We start from the raw sequence: 19,469 nt of genomic DNA, 5'->3' as shown, positions 1-19,469 counted from the left end.
CCCAGCGGGGATGAATCCCCTCGCCACAGGGAGTCCCCGCTCGGCTGCGCAGCAGGCGCAACTTTCTTACACGCGGTGTGCCTGTAGAAACCGTGGTGGCAGGTTTTGGTGCCGCTTCGCGGCCCAGCGGGGATGAATCCCCTCGCCACAGTGTTTGTTCCAGTTTTATTCAGACAAAGCGCCGGCTCCGCTCTTCACATTTTTTTCACCGGCTTCAACCACCGTCTAAGCTTCAGACAAGTCCGATCAATCTGCGTGAATGGATCAGTCGACTATGGGCGCTTTGTGGCAAACCGATTCGAGTAAAACCGTGGTTCAGACTGAACGTGTGAATGAAGCGCCTGTCCCTGAAAAACCCCGTCGCAACCGGCACGGGTGGAAGGCTTTCTGGTTGCTGTTTTTGATCATTGCGGTGGTGGTGGGACTCGCTGCGTCCAAGGAAATGCGCACCTCGCGTTTCCAGGCGCAGGAGCTGAGCCAGTACGCCGCTTCGCTGACCTACAAACTTGAACCCGGCCCCAGCGAAGCGATTCGTTATCCGGGCAACGGGCCGTTCGATCTGCGCCTGGGTTACAGCTCTCTGGACGAATTCCTCCCGCGCCTGCTCAAGCGCAATTACGTGATCACCGAGCAGACACGCTTCTCCCCTGCCCTGCTCGGTTACACCGACAAAGGCCTGTTCGTGCCGTATTCGGAAAAGATTCAGGCCGGGCTGTCGATCACCGATTGCCGAGGCGCGCCGCTGTATCGATACAACTATCCGCAGCAACTTTATGCCGACTTCGCGGCGATTCCGCCGGTAGTGGTCAGCAGTTTGCTGTTCATCGAAAACCGCTTTCTCCTCGACCCGAAACAACCGCTGGCCAACCCGGCGGTCGACTGGCCGCGCTTCGGCATGGCGGCGTGGTCGCAAGTGGCGAAACTGCTGCGCCTGCCCGGGCAATCGGCCGGCGGCAGTACCCTGGCAACGCAACTGGAAAAGTATCGCCACTCGCCCGATGGCCTGACCGTGTCGGGCGCGGAGAAGATCCGCCAGATGGTTTCCGCCAGCGTGCGCGCCTATCAGGATGGCCCGCAGACCCTCGGTTCGCGGCAGAACATCGTGCGCGACTATCTCAACAGCGTGCCGCTCTCGGCGGTACCCGGCCACGGTGAAGTGCACGGCATGGCCGAAGGTTTGCGAGTCTGGTACGGCAGTGATTTCAACAAGGCCAACGAGCAACTGAACAGCCCGAAGACCGATCCGCAGACCATGGCCGCCAAAGGCCTGGCCTTGCGTGAAATGCTCTCGCTGATGATCGCCCAGCGCCGTCCTTCGCATTACCTGACCAAGGGCCGCGAGGAATTGGCGAGCCTCACCGACAGCCACCTGCGCCTGCTCAAGCAGAACGGCGTGATCGACAGCGCTCTGGCCGACGCCGCGCTGGCAAGCACCGTGTCCTACCGCGACTGGCAGACCCAGCCAACGATGCAGCCGATTGAAACCAACAAAGGCATCAGCGTTGCCCGCAGCCGCCTGGCAAGCATGCTCAACCGGCCGCTTTACGACCTCGATCGTCTCGACCTGTCAGCCACCAGCACCCTGCAGGGCGACCTGCAAACGCAGGCCACGGCTTATCTGAAAAAACTCGCCGATCCGGCCTACGCAGCAGAGATCGGCCTGCTCGGCGAACGCCTGCTGACGCCGACCAGCACCACGCAAGTGCGCTACAGCTTCACCCTCTTCGAACTGACCCCGGACGGCTCGCGGGTGCGCGTACAGACCGACAGCACTGATCAGCCGTTCGACATCAACGAAGGCAGCAAGCTTGAACTCGGCTCGACGGCGAAAATGCGTGTGCTGACCACGTACCTGCAAATCGTCGCCGAGCTGCACGACAAATACGGCGCGATGAGCGGGCCAGAACTGAAGAAAGTTGAGGTACCGGATCAGGACCGCCTCAGCCGCTGGGTCATCGACTACCTGATCCAGAACAAGGATCACGATCTGTCGAAGCTGCTCGGCGCCGCGCTCGATCGCAAATACTCGGCCAGCCCGGGCGAGGCGTTTTTCACCGGCGGCGGCCTGCACAGATTCAACAACTTCCGCAAAGAGGACAACGGTCGCCTGCCGACACTGCGCGATTCACTGCGCGAGTCGATCAACCTGCCGTTCATTCGGCTGATGCGCGACATCGTCCGTTACACCACCTACTCAGGCCCCAATGGCGAATTGCTCAAGGATGACCGCGACCCCCGCCGCCAGGAATACCTGGCCAGTTTCGCCGACCGCGAAGGCACCTCGTTCCTGCTCAAGTTCTGGAAGAAGTACAAGAACAAGGACACCCAGGCGCGCCTGGAAACTTTCCTCGACAGCATCCGCCCGACGCCGATTCGCATGGCGGCGGTGCACCGTTATCTGTTGCCGGATGCCAGCCAGGAAGACTTCAACAGCTTTGTTCGCGCCCACCTCAAAGGCGCCAAGCTCAAGGAGAAACTCACCGATGACCGCCTGATCCGCCTCTACGATGCCTATGGGCCAGGCAGTTACGATTTGCCTGATCAGGGCTTCATCGCCAAGGTGCATCCGCTGGATCTGTGGATGATGGGTTATCTGCTGCATCACCCGGAAGCTACCTTCAGCGAGATCGTCAAGGCCAGCCATTTCGAGCGCCAGGAAGTCTACAGCTGGCTGTTCAAGAGCCGGCACAAAGGCGCGCGCGACAGCCGCATTCGCACCATGCTCGAGATCGAAGCGTTCCTCGACATTCATCAGCGCTGGCAAAAAGTCGGCTACCCGTTCGATCACCTGGTGCCGTCACTGGCCACCGCCATCGGCAGTTCCGGCGACCGTCCCGCCGCGCTCGCCGAGCTGATCGGCACCATTCTCAATGACGGCGTACGCATGCCGACGCTGCGCATCGACAGCCTGCATTTCGCCGCCGATACGCCGTACGAAACCAGACTGGTCAACGACCCGCACGTGGGTAAACGCGTGATGCCGGTGGAAGTGGCCAGAGCCATGCGCGAGGCGTTGTCGCAAGTGGTCGATGCCGGTACCGCCAAACGGTTGTCGGGCAGTTTCAAATTGCCCGACGGCACGCCGCTGGCCATGGGCGGCAAGACCGGCACCGGCGACAACCGCATTGCGGCGATCGGGTCTGGCGGGCGGATCATCAGTTCGAAGTCGATCAACCGCACGGCGACCTTCGTGTTCTACATCGGCGATCACCATTTCGGCACGCTGACCGCGTTCGTCCCAGGTCGCTCGGCAGAGAACTTCAAGTTCACCTCGGCCCTGCCCACGCAAGTGCTCAAGGGCATGGCGCCGATTCTCACGCCGTATCTGCAACCGGGCAGTGACTCGCAATGTCGTCCGGCGGAAAATCCCCCCGTGGTTACCACCGGGCCGGCGCAGTTGGCAATCCTGTCCGGATGACAGCGCATTACTGCTCTTGCTTCTGTCGCAAAGACCGCGAGGAGTCCTGCCAGGCTGGCCCCGTGCAGCCGCGCAAGACGCTGGGGCCCGATCGAGCGTCTGAACGCAGCCAGACTCACATGGGCTGCTTGACCGGAATCGCGCTTAACCTACCTCTGAATCCCAGATCACCGTGACATTGCCCGAATAGGTGCGCGCTTCCCCTTCCCTGATCATTCTTTCCACCGCATCGCGGGCCACTTCGAAATGCAGCGTGCCCACCTTGCGGTCCAGATAAAAGCTCGGCTGAAACAACTCGGTGCCCGTGCCATCGATCAGCAATCGCCGGCGATTGACCGCTTGTCCGGCGCCATCGGTCAGCCCGTTGGGCAGGCTGACGCTGACTTCCAGTGGTACCACATGGCCGGTGCCCGATTCCCGTATCAAGCAGTCGTTGCCGAAGACGTACTGGCACTCGATGTTCATCTTGAAGCGGCTCGAGGCCGAGATATTGAACGTCTGGTCACGCATCAGCCGGGTCGGCTTGCGGCCCTCGTTCAGCCACGACTGCCAACCGCCCACCGGTTGCAGCGCCACGCGGTTGCCGCCGGGAGGAATATCGACCTTCATGGTGTGCGTAACCCTCAAATTGAAATTGAGGGTCAGAATCGAGTCGTTCGGGATCATCACATCGCCCATGTCGAAATCCATGTTCGGACCGACGGTGTAGGTAATGGCACCGGTGTAGTCGCCAGCATCCATTTTCAGCGGATCCGGCGTGCGCAGTTCGTAGGCAAAGACGAAATATTGATAGCTCATGCCAAGCGGGATATCGAACAGAGCTTTCTTGGCGCAGACCCCCGCCCCTTCCGGAACTCTCCAGAAGCTGTTGTAACCATGATATCCCGCTGTATGGGTACCGACACTCAGACATGGTGGCGGAGCGTAGACCCAGCCGCCGCCCTCCCACAAGTCATCCCACCAGCCGCCTCCGGTCAGCTCGACGACCGACAACGGGAAGCCCGCCTCGTGACCAACACCGGCGATTCTCACCTCGACAACGTGGCTATCACCGGCAGCGTTGGTCACCGAAACAGTCCTCCAGTCGGACGGCACTTTGGCCATGCCACCCTGGCGCGGATCGGCGTGGTTGGCCTGAATCGGTGCATTGGCGGCGAACGGAATTTGCGCGATCAGGCTGAACAGCCCCAAAGACTCGCACGTTGCCGGTACCTGACGGCAGAACCCCTGGGATGGGGTCTGATTCTTGAACTGATTTTTTTGCGGATTGGCAAAGTCCGGCTCGAAGGTGGCATCAATGTTGTGCACTTCGGCCACTGCCGCAGCGCTGAACAACGTCAACAGCAATCCGATCCATGGGCGGATGCCCGGGGCGCTAGAAAAAATCATGGGTGGTCTCCAGAAAATACTTCGATACCAGCATTGCGCGAGCCATCTCACTCGCCGGGCGCTCGGGCACTGAACAGCAACAGCACGTTGCCGGCGTAATCCCCGGGGCGGTAGCCGCCCTCCGGGCTGATCGGGTCGATCTGCAGCAGCACCCGTGTCCCCGCAGCGGCCTCGGCCTGCGACACCACCTCGCGCGGCGCCATCTCGGCGCTCAGCTCCACCTTGTTAAAGGTCACGCGCAGACTGATATCGTCTGCCGGCCGACCGTTCGAAAGGTAGGGCGCGGACTCCAGCCGCGCTTCAATCGCACTGGTGTCGTGACGCACATCAAAGTACTTGCGCACACTGCTCAGGCTTGAGGTCGAGTGATTCCAGTCGAGCCGCTGCGGTCGGTGAATCCAGTCCGGCACCGCGGGAATGATGTAGAACGATCGGTTCGGCACTTCCACTGTCACTTCGAACGTGTGTGCTTCCCGAGCCGCCCAGGCCGCATCGCTGGCCAGAGCCGCCGCGGCTATCAGCGCGACGACGGTGCATTGCTTGATCATGTTGGTTACCCGTTGCGTCAATGAAAAGCAGACCTAGCGGCTGCTGACCGTCAGGTTCTTCTTCTCGCTGCCTTCGATCAGGAAGAAGCGGTACCCACGGCCCTTCTCCTTGTCGAAAGCGAACGTCTTGCCCGCCAGCACATGGTGTTTGGTGGTCACACCGCAGTCGGTTTCGTCGCTCAACGAGCAGTCTCTGAACTCGTCGACAATCACCACGGTGTTGCCGTCATTGCGCAGTTCGTAGCGGCTGTCGGTTTCATTGATCGTCGTGGCAAACCGGGTTTCCCTGGGCCGTACGAAGAACACCGTGCCGAAACCGGTCATCACGTTGACCCCGGCCGTCAGTGCCTTTTTGTAGTCTTCCCGTTCTTCCTGGCTGACAGCGAACTCGTCTTCCTTTTCCGGCACCACCGGCACGAAGCGCACGCGGAAGTAACGCTCGCGATCGCGTTCACCCATGTACAGCAAGCGGGTGCCCTGCATGCCCTCGGCCGGGACGATCAGCCGCGCCGGGCTGGCCATCAGGCCGTTGCGCGAAGCGCCGTCGGCAGCGTTCTCAACCGGGATTTCCTTCGGCGTGCCGTCGGCGTCGTAGACAATCTCCAGAACGTTTACCTTGACGAACGCGGTGGCATCCCCGCTGTTGAACACCCGTTTCAGATAGGTGCTCTTGTCGCCATCCATATAGTCGTACACCGTACCGACATTGATCTGCGGCCCGGCCTGCGCCGTCAGGCAAAACACGCTGAGCACGCCCAGCAAAAAACCACGGTTCATCACTTCAACTCCATGAAAAAGGAACAAGGCACCGGCGCGCACGTTCATACGTCGGCTTCCCGGATAGCGCTGATATTGCTGGTGCGCGTGTCGCCCAAATGTGGACTTGATCATCGGTTCAGCCCGCCTTCTGCGCGGTGACACCGACGTCGGCCACGGTGTCTGGCGTGCAGCGCAGATCGCCTATCATCAGGACGTTGTTTTCACTGCGGTACTGGTTGGCATCGAGGCGGAACTGACACAGCAAGCGATTATCGCGACGGATTTCGAGGGTCGGCGAACCGGCGTTCATCTCCATTGAAAAGAACCCGTCGACCTCGGTGACGCCACGGCTGGCATGGTTGATCACATGATGGCCCTTGAGCGGCTGCCCTGCTTCATCGATCAGGCGACCGAGCACTGTCAGGGTTTTCATCACACGGATCTTGCGGTACTCCACCCCGCCCTTGTTCAGGTGATAGCGAGTGCGCGCCGGCTCGATGGTCGCTGCGGGCACGTTGTTGCCCTCGAAGTCGAAGCTCACGGAGCTGTTCTGATAGGCCGTGATCGGGATGAAATTGCGCCCCGGCTTCAAGGCAGCGCTGCTCCCGCTATAGTCGTCCGCGCGCAGGACGATGTCGTCGATGTCCGATTCGACATCGACGATCATCCCGGCGCCGCGCACTTCGCTGTGATTGGTCATGAGCATCTGCTCGCCACCGACCACCAGCGTGCTGTCGAGGTTGAGGCCGCCGGTGAAATTGCCGTTGTAGGACGAGCGTTGAATAAAGCCATCGCCGTTGACCGCATCGGTGCGGAAATTGGCCAGGCTCGACATGCCGAGGCCGTAGGTATCGGTGAGCGCCGTGACCGAGACGCTTTGCAGCACGTGATCCTTGAAATCCTTGCGCCAGCCGAGCGAGGCGTTGTTGTCGCGCTTGCCATCACGGGCGGTGCGTGAGCCGATGCTGCCGGTGAGCTGTTGACCGGGCGCGCCGAGCGCCAGATTGATGCTCAGATCGATCCCGCGATTGCGCGCATCGCCGCTGCTGAAACTGCCCGGACGATCAAAGACCGACAGGCGCCAACTGGCATCACTGCCCAGCAGCACCGTGCGCTGGGTCCAACCCAGATCCAGGCCCATGCCTTCGACATTGCCTTCGCTGTGCGAAACCCGGGCATTGACCGAACTCTTGCTGCTCACCCGATGATTGAGCGCCAGCGATGAATTGCTGGTCTGGCCGACGAACACGTTACGCGGACGAACGCGTGTGCCGTCGGGCAGCGTTTCGTAGGTGTTGGTGGTGTCGAGCCAGCTGCGGTTGTGGCTGATCACCAGACTGCCCGCGCCGTAGTTGTAAAGGCTTTGCAGATCCAGACCGGTGCCGTAATCCTCGGTCTTGTAGACATTGGCATACAGGCTGAGGTGGTTGGCCAGCGTCCAGTCGATGGATGTGCCGTACTGCAGCTTTTCGCGAATCTGCCGCGCCGAAGCGCCGAGAATCACCCGCGGATGCAACAGATAGTTGAGCGATGCACCGGCGGTCGGGCTGCCACTGCTTTGCTTGTCCCAGTTACTCAACAGTTTGCTTTCTTCGCCGGCAAATACGTTGTAGCGCCAGCGCTCATCGAGGTTGCGCCAGTTGCTCGGCTTGTAGACCAGTTCCTGCGTGGTGGAGGTGATCTGGCCGTCCTCGATCAGGCGAACCTCCACCTCGTAAATGCCACCCGGCAGCGGCCGCGTATCGAGCGACTGCAGACCGGCGGGCACCGATTGCGTGTTGATCAGCAAACCATTGCGCCAGATTTCCACCGCCCCCTGACGATTGGCGGTCACGTAGATCGGATACACGCTCGGCATCGGCGTGTTGATCGCCAGGCTGTCGGAGCTGCCATACATGAGGCCTACAGCGGTGTCGGGGCTGGTGCCGAACGTGCGCGGCTGACGCATCAGCCCTTCGGAATTGGGGGTGAAATAGCCCAGGCGAAAGAAACTGCCTTGCAGTTCGCGCTGGGTGTGCAGTTCATGCACGGCGTGATACAGCTTGGTATCAGGACCGCCGAGCCGGGCCATTTGCAGGTTGAGGGTCTGGCTCCAGTTGCCCAGACTGGAACTGGCTTCCAGGCCGAAGCGCCCACCCAGATCCTGATCCTGGCCGCCATTGAGATTGAGTTGATTGCGCACCATCAGGCCACGACTGCCGCCGTCGGGTTGCTCGTAATAACGCTTGGCCTGAACATCGCGCTCGGCATTTTCAGTGAGGATCGAAACCAGCGAACTTTGCAGGTTGTAGTGCACCGCCAGAAACTGATCGGGACACGAACCGCGGCACGCGCCCAGAGGCACACCGGGTTTGAGGTAGCTCGCCCACTTTTCCCGCTCGGCCGGGCCAAAGCGGTTTTCGCTGGTATCGGTGAATTCGAGAAGCGTGATGCGGTCATCTCGCGACAGCACCACCATGGCTTCGCCCAGCGGCTGCTGATCGACTTCGACCCGCACCGCCAGCGGTACATCAAAGAAATGCTCCTCGAAATCCGCCGGCAAGCCTTTGGCCTGCGCCAGCAAACTGCGTGGCGTGGTACCGGTGGCGTCGGAAGCCATGACTGCGCTGGCACAGAACAACAGCGCAAGCGCAGCCGCGATGGGTGTCATCGGGAACATGAACTCGTACTCTGATTTTCAGACAATGAAAGTCCGTCGGGGCAAACACGGATGTTTGCCCCGCGGTCAAACCCACGGCGAAGGTGGGCGTCTAGCAGGCGATCATGCGATCAGCGCGAACCGACCGGAGGTACCGCATCGAAAACCATTGCAATAGTTCCGGTGTAATCACCCGGCGCGTATGTGGAGCTGGCACGCGGAGCGATTTTCAGCAATGCGCGGTAGGTACTGTCGGATTCATCTTCACCCACAACCATTTGTGGCACTTGGGTAAGAATCTTGCCGTTGAATTCAACGTCCAGGGCAATCTGATCGACACCCGATTGCAGCATAGGGATGCCATTGAGGCTGGCGTGAACGGAGCCGTCAGTGTTACGTACGTCAAAGTAACCTTTGACCTCGGTCATCTTGCCGGTGGCAGGGTTGTAGCTCATGTCCTGGTCTTTGTTGACCAGATCAGGGTCGACCGGCACCACATAGAAGCTGGTGGTTGGCACTGTGGCGACAAGACTGATGGAGTGCGACGCTTCATTCGCCGCGAAGGCCGTGGAGGACATTGCCAGAAGAGCCAGTGGAGCAGCGATTGCGATTTTCTTGAACATCGTTCAGTACCTGTTTGCTTTATATAAGGGGGTGTCATTGAAAGTTCATAAACCTTTTGCTCGTCGACCGCTGAAGCAACTTGAACTTTCAATGCCCGGCATCATCGACTGTTGCCTCTGGAATGTAAGCAGGCAACTTCCGACAAACTCGTAGTTAAACAACCCCACACCCCGCCAGAAAAAAGAACAAAAAACAGATACTTGCAACATTCGCTGTAAGTTGCGCCCTACACACAGTTACAGGCAAAAAACCATACAGCAACTTAGCCGCTTTAACGCGGCAACTTGCGATAAATTAGAATATATACTCAAGCACAACTAGAGCGATAACTTTAACTTTAAGGTCACCCCTTTTTATTTTTTGATCGGGAAGAGTTTTGTGGCTTTTTTCACGCCGACCGCTCGTCCGTCGAGCGGCGCCAGAGGCTAAAAACGTCTTGCACAGCGCTTAAGATATATCTTAAGTTGTATCTAAATACGACGAGAGAGAAGCGAAATGAGAGACCATCATTCCCCCCACCGCGAGCATGGCGATGGCCGCGACGGCTTCGAGAAGCGCCCCGGTCGCGAACGCGGCGGCCGCGGCCCGCGAGTCTTTGCCCCCGGCGACTTGAAATTGCTGTTGCTGGCGCTGATCGCCGAGCAGCCCTGCCACGGTTACGACCTGATCCGCCAGATCGAAGGCATGTTCGACGGCGCCTACAGCCCCAGCCCCGGGGTGATCTACCCGACCCTGACCTTTCTGGAAGAAAGCGACCTGATCGCCGGTGATGCCGAGGCCGGCAAAAAGCGTTACAGCGTCACCGACGCCGGTCGTTTGTCTTTAAGTGAACAAGCGGTGGCGCTCGACGGCGTCCGCATGCGCATCGACGTCAGCAAGCGCTCGCTGCGCGGCCATGATCGCCCGCCGGAAATCCACGAAGCGGTGCACAACCTGCGTCATGCCCTGCAACTGCACCACGGGCGCTGGAGCGCCGAGGAAATCCTGCGCGTGCGCGACCTGCTCAACGACACCGCCAAAGCCATCGTCGACGGCCCTGCCGTTCAACCTGCCACGGAGAAAGCCGAATGACTGCAGTCGATACTCAAACCATTCACCGCGTGATGCACGAAATCAAACGGCGCAAGCTTGAAGTGCTGCGCGTCACCGACCTGACCCCGCGCATGCGCCGCATCACCCTCGGCGGGCCGGAACTGGCCGGGTTCATCAGCCTGGGCACGGACGATCACGTCAAACTGCTGTTCCCGCAGAACGCCGAACAGGCCGCCGCGCTGGAAACCCTGCAACTCGGCGCCGGCAAGGACAACGGGCCGATGCCCGAGATGCGCGACTACACGCCGCGTCGTTACGATCTGGAAAAAATGGAGCTGGACATCGATTTCGTCCTGCACGGCGACGGCCCTGCCTCGACCTGGGCCGAGCAGGCGCAACCGGGGCAGTTCCTGCATATCGGCGGGCCACGCGGTTCGATGATCGTGCCGGACATCTTTGACAGCTACCTGCTGATCGGCGACGAAACCGCCCTCCCCGCCATCGCCCGCCGCCTCGAAGGTCTGGCGGCAAATCGCCGGGCACTCGTGGTGATCGAAGTGGAAAACGGTGCCGAGCAGCAAGTGCTGGAAAGCGCGGCGCAGTTCAATGTGATCTGGGTGCTGCGTGAAGGTGGCAAGGACAACCTGCTGGCTACCGTCAAGCAATTACAGGTGCCCAAGGGCAATCTGTACGCGTGGGTGGCGACCGAGACCAAGGTCTCACGGCAGATCCGCCGGGTGCTGATCGATGAGCATGGGCTCGATGAACAGTTCATCAAGGCTGTCGGCTACTGGCGCGCGGAAGGCTCTGACGAGGAGTGATTTTCCTCTGACCACAATTCCCCTGTGGGAACGAGCTTGCTCGCGAAAGCGGTGTGTCAGTCAACATCCATGCAAACTGATACACCGCATTCGCGAGCAAGCTCGCTCCCACACTGGATATCAACTTCGTGCGGACAATCTGCGGTCGAGACCGATAATCAGCAGACCCACCAACACAAACCCCACCAATATCCCCCCGGCATTCGCCAGCACCTGTGGATATCCCAACACCGCCACATCAATGAACGGATACGCATAGGCGCCAAGCAGATGCCCGCGCAGCAAGGCGTAGATGAAATACACCAGCGGATAGATCAGCCACAGCGGCAAGTGCCACAAGCGCAACGTGCCTTTGGGGACGCAGCACCACCAATAGCCAAGAAACAGCAATGGCATGACGTCGTGGAGCAACTCATCGGCAACAAACTGCCAGCCTTCGGGGTGCCACAAGTGCCGCAGCAGGATGCTGTAGGCCAGACCGACGACGGCGATGCTCACCGCGATCCCGCTGCTGACCCACGGTTGCAGAAACCAGCGCCGCGCGGCGGATTCGCGCTCGGCGACCGCGCAGGTCAGCACCGTCGCCACCAGGGTGTTGGTCAATATGGTGAAGTAGCTGAAGAAACTCACCAGCCCGCCCAGCAGGCTGGCGCCGATGCTCAATCGTGCGAAGAAGATCAGGTACAGCTGAATCGTCAATCCGGCCCAGCCCAGCACGGCCAGGCCGGTGATCAGGCGTCGGCGCCTCGCGCTGTCCATCTTAGAGCGGTCGCTTGGTGCGCATCAGCTTCACGTACAGGCGCTCGACCTTTTCCCGCGCCCACGGGGTTTTACGCAGGAAGGTCAGGCTCGATTTGATGCTCGGATCGCTTTTGAAGCAACGGATATCGATACGCTCGGCCAGACCCGACCACTCGTAGTGAGTCACCAGTGCGTTGAGGATCTGTTCGAGGGTCACGCCGTGCAGCGGATCGGGGGATTGTTCGTTCATGCCGGGCCTTTGGGCGAAGTGATATGCAGAAGCCGCGCACCTTAGCCGAGGGGCAGAGCGGGTGGAAGGCCTGTCTTCAAATGTAGGCCAACCCGGGAAGATCGCAGGCTGTGGCCCGACTCACAATGCGCCCGTTTGCCGCACTGTTACCGAATCCGAAACGCTGCATGTCTGCAAAAGCGCTTTCTCAATTTGTTACAGATCATTATCCTGCCGCCCTTCCGCTGAAACGCTTCACTGCCTGCGACAATCTGAAGCGCTCGGCCTGCACTCGAAAAACATCAAAAAAAGACTTCTTCATGCCTGACTTTTCCTTCTCCCGAGACAGCGCTATCTCTGTCCTGCGCACCCTTGGCGGCTGCACCGCCCTTGGCTTGGCGACCTGTGCCCACGCGGCGCCGGCCTTCGACAGTGAATCACCGTACATGCTCGGTGACTGGAACGGCACGCGCACAGAACTTGCGGAAAAAGGCTACGACTTCAAACTCGATTACACCGGCGAAATGGGCAGCAACCTGCACGGCGGTTACGACCACGACCGCACTGCCCGCTACAGCGACCAGTTCGGCCTCGGCACCCATCTGGATCTGCAGAAGATCCTCGGTTGGAACGACGCCGAATTTCAACTGACCATCACCAAACGCAGCGGCAACAACATCAGCAACGACCGCATCAACGATCCACGCGTTGGCGGCTTCACTTCCGCCCAGGAAGTCTGGGGCCGTGGCCAGACCACGCGCCTGACGCAGATGTGGTACCAGCAGAAATTCTTCGATCAGAAACTCGACATCAAGGTCGGCCGCTTCGGCGAAGGCGAAGACTTCAACAGCTTCCCTTGTGACTTCCAGAACCTCGCTTTCTGCGGCTCGCAGGTCGGCAACTGGGTCGGCGGCATCTGGTACAACTGGCCGGTCAGCCAGTGGGCGCTGCGGGTCAAATATCACCTGACGCCCGAGCTGTATGCGCAGATCGGCGCCTACGAGCAGAACCCGTCGAACCTCGATCGCGGCAACGGTTTCAAACTCAGCGGCAGCGGCACCCAGGGCGCGATCCTGCCGGTCGAACTGGTGTGGACGCCGAAGCTCAACGGCCTGCCGGGCGAATACCGCGCCGGTTACTACTACAGCAATGCCAAGGCTTCTGACGTATATAAAGACCGCAATGACCAACCGGCAGCGCTGAGCGGCGAAGCCTACCGCAGCGCGTCGAGCAAGCACGGCGTATGGCTGGGCGTGCAGCAGCAGGTCACCAGCATCGCCAGCGACCACTCGCGCGGTTTGAGCCTGTTCGCCAACGCGACGATGCATGACAAGAAAACCAACGCCATCGACAACTACGTGCAGGCCGGCCTGACCTACAAAGGTCCGTTCGATGCCCGCGCCAAGGACGACATCGGTTTTGCCCTCGCTCGTGTGCACGTCAACCCGGCCTATCGCAAGAACGCCGAAATGACTAACCGCGCCAATGCTGTCTACGACTACGACAATCCGGCGTTCCTGCCACCGCAGGACACCGAATACAGCGCCGAGCTGTATTACGGCGTGCACGTGACCAACTGGCTGACCGTACGCCCGAACCTGCAATACATCCGCCACCCCGGTGGCGTGAACGACGTCGACGACGCCCTGATCGGCGGGATCAAGATCCAGTCGTCGTTCTAAAGATCACCGCTACCCCCTGTGGGAGCGAGCCTGCTCGCGAAGGCGGCCTGTCAGTCGCTGCAGCGTTGCCTGATACACCGCTTTCGCGAGCAGGCTCGCTCCCACAGGAATGCATTTCGTTAGCCGAACAAGTTTTTATCTGAACCATGCCTGCGCCAAATCGTCATCTAAAGTGACTACAGCGCGGGACTACATAAACGTCACGGAGAATCACACTATGAGCACCGAAAGTGCTTCGAGTCGGGGCCGTCTGCTACCGGGCCTGCTCGGCATCCTGCTTCTACTGATGGGCCTGGCCATGCTGGCCGGGGGAGTCAAGCTGAGCATGCTCGGCGGCTCGCTTTACTATCTGCTGGCCGGTATCGGCATCGCCCTGAGCGGCATTCTGCTGCTGATGCGCCGCCGCGCGGCGCTGGGCCTGTACGCCATCGTGCTGTTTGCCAGCACGGTGTGGGCATTGTGGGAAGTCGGTCTGGACTGGTGGCAACTGGTGCCGCGTCTGGCGCTGTGGTTTGTCCTCGGCTTCGTGATGCTGCTGCCATGGTTCCGTCGTCCGCTGCTGCTCAACGGCCCGGCGAAAATCGGCACTGGCGGCCTGACCGTCGCTGTGATCCTGGCCGGCGTTACCGCTCTGGCCAGCCTCTTCACCCACCCGGGCGAAACCTTCGGCGAACTGGGCCGCGACAGCGCGGACATGACCAGCACCGCACCGGCCATGCCGGATGGCGACTGGCAAGCGTACGGTCGCACCGAGTTCGGTGACCGCTACTCGCCGCTCAAGCAGATCACCCCGGAAAACGTCGGTAAGTTGCAGGAAGCCTGGCGCATCCAGACCGGCGACCTGCCAACTGCCGATGACCCGGTCGAGCTGACCAACGAAAACACCCCGCTCAAAGCCAACGGCATGGTCTACGCCTGCACCGCGCACAGCAAAGTGCTGGCGCTGGACCCGGACACCGGCAAGGAAATCTGGCGCTTCGATCCACAGATCAAGAGCCCGGTCGGCTTCAAGGGCTTCGCCCACATGACTTGCCGTGGCGTTTCGTATTACGACGAAGCCGCCTATGCCAAGTCTGAAAACGCCGGTTCCGCTGTCATCTCCGAAGCCGGCCAGGCCGTTGCTCAGGCCTGCCCGCGTCGTCTGTACCTGCCAACCGCTGATGCCCGCCTGATTGCGTTGAACGCCGACACCGGCAAGATCTGCGAAGGCTTCGGCACCAACGGCGTGGTCGACCTGACCCAAGGCATCGGCCCGTTCACCGCTGGTGGCTATTACTCCACCTCGCCAGCGGCGATTACCCGTGATCTGGTGATCATGGGCGGTCACGTTACCGACAACGAATCGACCAATGAGCCATCGGGCGTGATCCGCGCCTTCGACGTGCGCGACGGTCACCTGGTGTGGAACTGGGACAGCGACAAGCCGGACGCCACTGAGCCTCTGGCCCCGGGCGAAACCTACAGCCGCAACTCGGCGAACATGTGGTCGCTGGCCAGCGTCGATGAAAAACTCGGCATGGTCTACCTGCCACTGGGCAACCAGACCCCTGACCAATGGGGCGGAAATCGCACCCCGGGCGCCGAGAAATTCAGCGCCGGCCTCGTTGCCCTGGACCTGGCCACCGGTAAAGTGCGCTGGAACTACCAGTTCACCCACCATGACCTGTGGGACATGGACGTCGGCAGCCAGCCTACCCTGCTCGACATGAAAACCGCCGACGGCGTGAAACCTGCGCTGATCGCCCCGACCAAACAGGGCAGCCTGTACGTCCTCGACCGTCGTGACGGCACGCCGATCATTCCGATCAAGGAAATCCCGGTACCGCAAGGCGCTGTCAAAGGCGACCACACCGCACCGACCCAGGCCCGTTCGGACCTCAACCTGCTGGCCCCGGAACTGACCGAAAAAGCCATGTGGGGCGCCAGCCCGTTCGACCAGATGCTGTGCCGTATCCAATTCAAGGAACTGCGTTACGAAGGCCAATACACCCCGCCATCGGAACAGGGCAGCCTGATCTATCCGGGTAACGTCGGCGTGTTCAACTGGGGCGGCGTCTCGGTCGATCCGGTTCGCCAGCTGCTGTTCACCAGCCCGAACTACATGGCCTTCGTCTCGAAAATGGTCCCACGCGAGCAAGTCGAAGCCGGCAGCAAGCGCGAGAGCGAAACCTCGGGCGTGCAGCCGAACACCGGCGCGCCATACGCGGTGATCATGCACCCGTTCATGTCGCCACTGGGCGTACCGTGCCAGGCCCCGGCCTGGGGCTACGTCGCCGGTATCGACCTGACCACCGGCAAAGTCGTGTGGAAACGCAAGAACGGCACCAGCCGCGACAGCTCGCCAATCCCGATCGGCTTCACCCTCGGCGTACCGAGCATGGGCGGCTCGATGGTTACCGCCGGCGGCGTCGGCTTCCTCAGCGGCACCCTCGACCAGTACCTGCGCGCCTATGACGTGAATACCGGTAAAGAGCTGTGGAAATCGCGCCTGCCAGCAGGCGGCCAAGCGACTCCGATGACCTACACCGGCAAGGACGGCAAGCAATACGTGCTGCTCGTTGTTGGCGGTCACGGCTCGCTGGGCACCAAGATGGGTGACTACATCATTGCGTACAAGCTGCCGGAATAAGCGTTAGCTGGCGGTAATGAAAAGGCGATGTTCCGTGAGGGACATCGCCTTTTTTTGTGAGCGCAACCTGGCAGGCAATGAATAAACCTGTGGAAGCGGTTGTGAACAGGTTCGTCCTGCAGGCGCTGATCAATGCGCCGGAGTTTTCCGACAGGCGGGTCGGTAGCGTTCGGAAAATGCGCTGTGCCTGAATAACTATCGCGAACAAGAATAAAAAACTGTCAGGTATTACAGTTCACAGCGTTCACGCTTTTACCCAGACTTGCCTCTTCATTATTCGGATCATACAGAGGCAGCTCTCATGGCAAACCCAAACGTACCCAACGCCGTCTTCGCGTTCGGCTCTATTGAAACTGATGTCAAAGGCACCATCAGCGGTAATTATCTGGACTTGACCAGCTACAGCACTTCAAGCACATCCATTTCCATCAACGCATTAGGGGGATACGACTTTTCTTTTCGCCACAACGACGGCTTGTCGGGCGCGCGAATCATCTCCATCTCGCTTCGCTACCCGCAGGATCCTTCCCCTTTGCGCTATTCAGAAACGATTGTCATAGATCGAGCCGATCCTCGTCCCTATGAATTTGAAACGACAACTTCTTCAATTATCGCGGTAACCCAAATCAGTAACTTGGTGTACCGATACGACCTCAAAGATTACAAATTTTCCGGCAAAGCACAGCACACGAATGACACGCGGGAACTCACCTGCAATGGATTCTTTGTGGTTCAGGGACTGACGTGGCCGATCTGACAACGCTGGTTGTGGGGACCTTCTGTATGAGCCTTTATTCGAAACTGCGTATCGCCCTGCCGGCTGCCATGTTCGCACTCAGTGCCTGGATCCCTGCGCAGGCTGACAATAACGCAGAGCAGGCAAAAGACTGTAGTGCAGCGCTCAATGAATTGAAATCCATGAACATCACGCCTGGCGCATCCAATTGTCAGACAGGCCAAACGCTACAGTGGCGCGTCGAGGCAACTGCCGAGCAATTTGAGCAGGTCATGGATGTTTGCGAAAAATCCAGACTGGCTGCCTTGTATCGATACAACGAGTCAAGGATCGTCAGTTGCCAATACACCTCAGGCACGAGGAACACTCCGAGCGGAGCGTATTGATAGAGGACTGACGTCTGCCACGGGTTGCAATACATCGAGGCTGCAGGATATCTACTACATACGCAGGTCAAAGCTCCCGAGAATGTCTATGTCGCCGGCGACTGGATCATTAACAACCGCATGGAAAGACATCTTGTAATGATCAGCTTGCGTATCAAAATCAATAGTGAAATTACCGTCCCGGGTATGAGCTTTCTCGAATCCGAATCCTGATCGGGCTATATACGACATCAATACAAACGTTGGTCAGAACCTACATTCACTCCAGGAACCTAGTCAAATTCAGGCCGCCTTCGCGAGCAGGCTCGCTCCCACACAAAATCAAAATCAAAAGATCGCAGCCTTCGGCAGCTCCACAATGAGCGCAAGATCGAGTACTGCCCATGCTCTTGATCCATGCGTACCGGCAGGTAAGCGGGGCAGAACTTTCGGAAAGAATTCGGCGGCTGACTACATAAGGCGCTACCACTGATTTTCATTCGCCACGACGGCGAAGGTATTCCGCGAAAAGAGGAACGGTGAAATCAAGGTAACCATGGTCGGTGCTGTAGATCATACCTTTGGAAATGATATTGGCCCGGGCCGGGCCTAACGATGATTGATCACGCTCCATCACCTTGGCGATACCTGCCATAGGATAGGGCCCATCACCAAGGGCGGCCATCGCCATCACAAACTGGATCTCGGCTTTGGTAAGCCGGTCATAACGAACCTTGAAGAAGCCGGCATCGAGTCCGGCGATAGTCTCTGGATAAGCGCGTTCGACATCAGCGAGCGTGATCATGGGGCCGGCAGCAACATCCCATGAAGTGGAACCCCATTCCTGCAGAAAAAACGGATAGCCCCTCGTTCGCGCGACAATCGCTTGGAGGGCAGCGTCTTCGATCGTCTGCTCCTCCTCCTCGACGGGTTTTCGAACAGCAAGTTTTGCTGCTTCTTCGTCCAGCGCGCCTACAGGCGGGTAGAGGAAAAGTCGCTCTGCATAGGACTTCGCCTCACCAGCCAATTTGGCAACCTGTGGTAGTCCTGCCCCAACCAAAACCACAGGCAACCCGCGCTGGGCCATTCGATGCATCGCAACGATAAGTGCCGACAGATCGCCTTCCGAGAGGTACTGAACCTCGTCGATGAGCAGCACCCATCCCTTGCCAGCGGCTTTAGCGCCCTCGCCAATCACACCGAACAGGTCTGGAAGATCATGTTGCAAATCGCCGCTATCAGCGAGCCCAGGTTCTTCACCCTCAACGCCTACCTCAACGCCACCGATGTCGATTTTAAATATCGAGGCAAAATTGCGCAGGGCGCTCATACCCCGGCTGGCAATTTGCTTTGCTCCTTCGAATCCGGAAAGTGAACGCATTACGCGTCGCAGTTCAGGGTAAAGAAGAGTGGGAAGTGTATTTTTCTCCGGAGCTTCGAGCTGGGAAACGAGCATCCCCTCTTGTCTGGCGATATTGCCGATCTCATTCAGGAGTACCGTCTTGCCGACTCCACGAAGGCCAAGGAGCATCAGCGACCGTGCAGGTTTGCCCCTCACTGCTCGGCCGCAGGAAATCCGAGCCATTCCGAGAACAGCATCTCGGCCAGCAAGCTCAGGTGGGGGAAAACCAGCCCCGGGGGCGAACGGATTACGATAGGGATCCATCACAACACCATTTAATAGTTAAAGCTAACCAACACTAGCGTTTTTCGCTATTTATGCACAGACATTGTTAGATTCCAATAGGCACCCGTGCCGACCTGAAGGATCTCGCCACCGCCCAAAGCCCGCCAAAGTTAACAAGGTCAAAAACTTTGCAAACCTGAACACAAACGCAGAAACACACCCGCCCCATTG

General features: G+C 59.4%; 15 protein-coding genes. 7 read left to right on the top strand and 8 right to left on the bottom strand.

The annotated features are described in order from the left end of the window. Positions 1–274 precede the first annotated feature (274 nt). On the top strand, positions 275–3,418 hold the full coding sequence (locus tag D8U61_RS12305) for a transglycosylase domain-containing protein (protein ID WP_130927018.1): 3,144 nt from the start codon (positions 275–277) through the stop codon (positions 3,416–3,418). Positions 3,419–3,562: 144 nt separating this feature from the next. Here D8U61_RS12305 and D8U61_RS12300 read toward each other — a convergent pair whose 3' ends face one another. The 5 genes from D8U61_RS12300 to D8U61_RS12280 form a co-directional block, all read right to left on the bottom strand. After that, the gene (locus tag D8U61_RS12300; protein WP_125925660.1) at positions 3,563–4,807 is read right to left on the bottom strand and encodes a hypothetical protein; all 1,245 of its coding nucleotides are present in this window, start codon (positions 4,805–4,807) and stop codon (positions 3,563–3,565) included. A 47-nt stretch (positions 4,808–4,854) separates the two neighbouring features. After that, positions 4,855–5,355, bottom strand: a complete 501-nt coding sequence (locus D8U61_RS12295) for a CS1 type fimbrial major subunit (protein WP_016773366.1) — start codon at positions 5,353–5,355, stop codon at positions 4,855–4,857. Between the two features lie 33 nt (positions 5,356–5,388). After that, positions 5,389–6,132, bottom strand: coding sequence for a molecular chaperone (locus D8U61_RS12290; RefSeq protein ID WP_122611907.1), 744 nt, complete (start codon positions 6,130–6,132; stop codon positions 5,389–5,391). A gap of 118 nt (positions 6,133–6,250) precedes the next feature. Then, positions 6,251–8,773, bottom strand: a complete 2,523-nt coding sequence (locus tag D8U61_RS12285; RefSeq protein WP_122752258.1) for a CS1-pili formation C-terminal domain-containing protein — start codon at positions 8,771–8,773, stop codon at positions 6,251–6,253. Positions 8,774–8,883: 110 nt separating this feature from the next. Next, positions 8,884–9,375 carry a CS1 type fimbrial major subunit gene (locus tag D8U61_RS12280; protein ID WP_024014183.1) on the bottom strand — a complete coding sequence of 164 codons (492 nt, stop codon included), beginning with the start codon at positions 9,373–9,375 and terminating at the stop codon, positions 8,884–8,886. 496 nt (positions 9,376–9,871) lie between these two features. On the opposite strand from D8U61_RS12280, the gene D8U61_RS12275 reads away from it, so the two are divergent. Together D8U61_RS12275 and D8U61_RS12270 are read left to right on the top strand one after the other, a co-directional pair. Then, complete coding sequence (locus D8U61_RS12275) at positions 9,872–10,447, top strand: PadR family transcriptional regulator (protein WP_016773362.1); 576 nt, start codon at positions 9,872–9,874, stop codon at positions 10,445–10,447. Continuing rightward, on the top strand, positions 10,444–11,229 hold the full coding sequence (locus D8U61_RS12270) for a siderophore-interacting protein (protein ID WP_130927017.1): 786 nt from the start codon (positions 10,444–10,446) through the stop codon (positions 11,227–11,229). The genes D8U61_RS12275 and D8U61_RS12270 overlap by 4 nt, the downstream gene beginning before the upstream one ends. Before the next feature lie 120 nt (positions 11,230–11,349). Here D8U61_RS12270 and D8U61_RS12260 read toward each other — a convergent pair whose 3' ends face one another. Then, positions 11,350–11,988, bottom strand: a complete 639-nt coding sequence (locus D8U61_RS12260) for a Pr6Pr family membrane protein (protein ID WP_130927016.1) — start codon at positions 11,986–11,988, stop codon at positions 11,350–11,352. 1 nt (position 11,989) lies between these two features. Beyond that, entirely contained in the window at positions 11,990–12,220 is a 231-nt protein-coding gene (locus D8U61_RS12255) for a VF530 family protein (protein WP_016773359.1), read from the bottom strand. Between the two features lie 299 nt (positions 12,221–12,519). Between D8U61_RS12255 and D8U61_RS12250 the strand changes: the two genes are divergently transcribed. From D8U61_RS12250 to D8U61_RS12235, 4 genes are all read left to right on the top strand, one after another. Further along, complete coding sequence (locus tag D8U61_RS12250; protein WP_130927015.1) at positions 12,520–13,881, top strand: carbohydrate porin; 1,362 nt, start codon at positions 12,520–12,522, stop codon at positions 13,879–13,881. A 217-nt stretch (positions 13,882–14,098) separates the two neighbouring features. Further along, a complete protein-coding gene (locus D8U61_RS12245; protein ID WP_073473247.1) occupies positions 14,099–16,510 on the top strand; it encodes a glucose/quinate/shikimate family membrane-bound PQQ-dependent dehydrogenase in 2,412 nt (803 codons plus the stop codon). 301 nt (positions 16,511–16,811) lie between these two features. Beyond that, positions 16,812–17,267 carry a hypothetical protein gene (locus D8U61_RS12240; protein ID WP_125925667.1) on the top strand — a complete coding sequence of 152 codons (456 nt, stop codon included), beginning with the start codon at positions 16,812–16,814 and terminating at the stop codon, positions 17,265–17,267. After that, positions 17,255–17,632: a hypothetical protein gene (locus D8U61_RS12235; RefSeq protein WP_125925668.1), complete on the top strand. Its 378-nt coding sequence runs from the start codon at positions 17,255–17,257 to the stop codon at positions 17,630–17,632. The genes D8U61_RS12240 and D8U61_RS12235 overlap by 13 nt, the downstream gene beginning before the upstream one ends. A 475-nt stretch (positions 17,633–18,107) precedes the next feature. Here D8U61_RS12235 and D8U61_RS12230 read toward each other — a convergent pair whose 3' ends face one another. Beyond that, positions 18,108–19,277, bottom strand: coding sequence for an ATP-binding protein (locus tag D8U61_RS12230; protein ID WP_130927014.1), 1,170 nt, complete (start codon positions 19,275–19,277; stop codon positions 18,108–18,110). Positions 19,278–19,469: the final 192 nt, after the last annotated feature.

Origin of the sequence: Pseudomonas sp. Sample_14 (genome assembly GCF_004307515.1) — a bacterium.
Taxonomy (GTDB): domain Bacteria; phylum Pseudomonadota; class Gammaproteobacteria; order Pseudomonadales; family Pseudomonadaceae; genus Aquipseudomonas; species Aquipseudomonas atacamensis.
The sequence above is the reverse complement of the archived record's forward strand: the minus strand, read 5'-3'. Positions and strand labels throughout refer to the sequence as shown.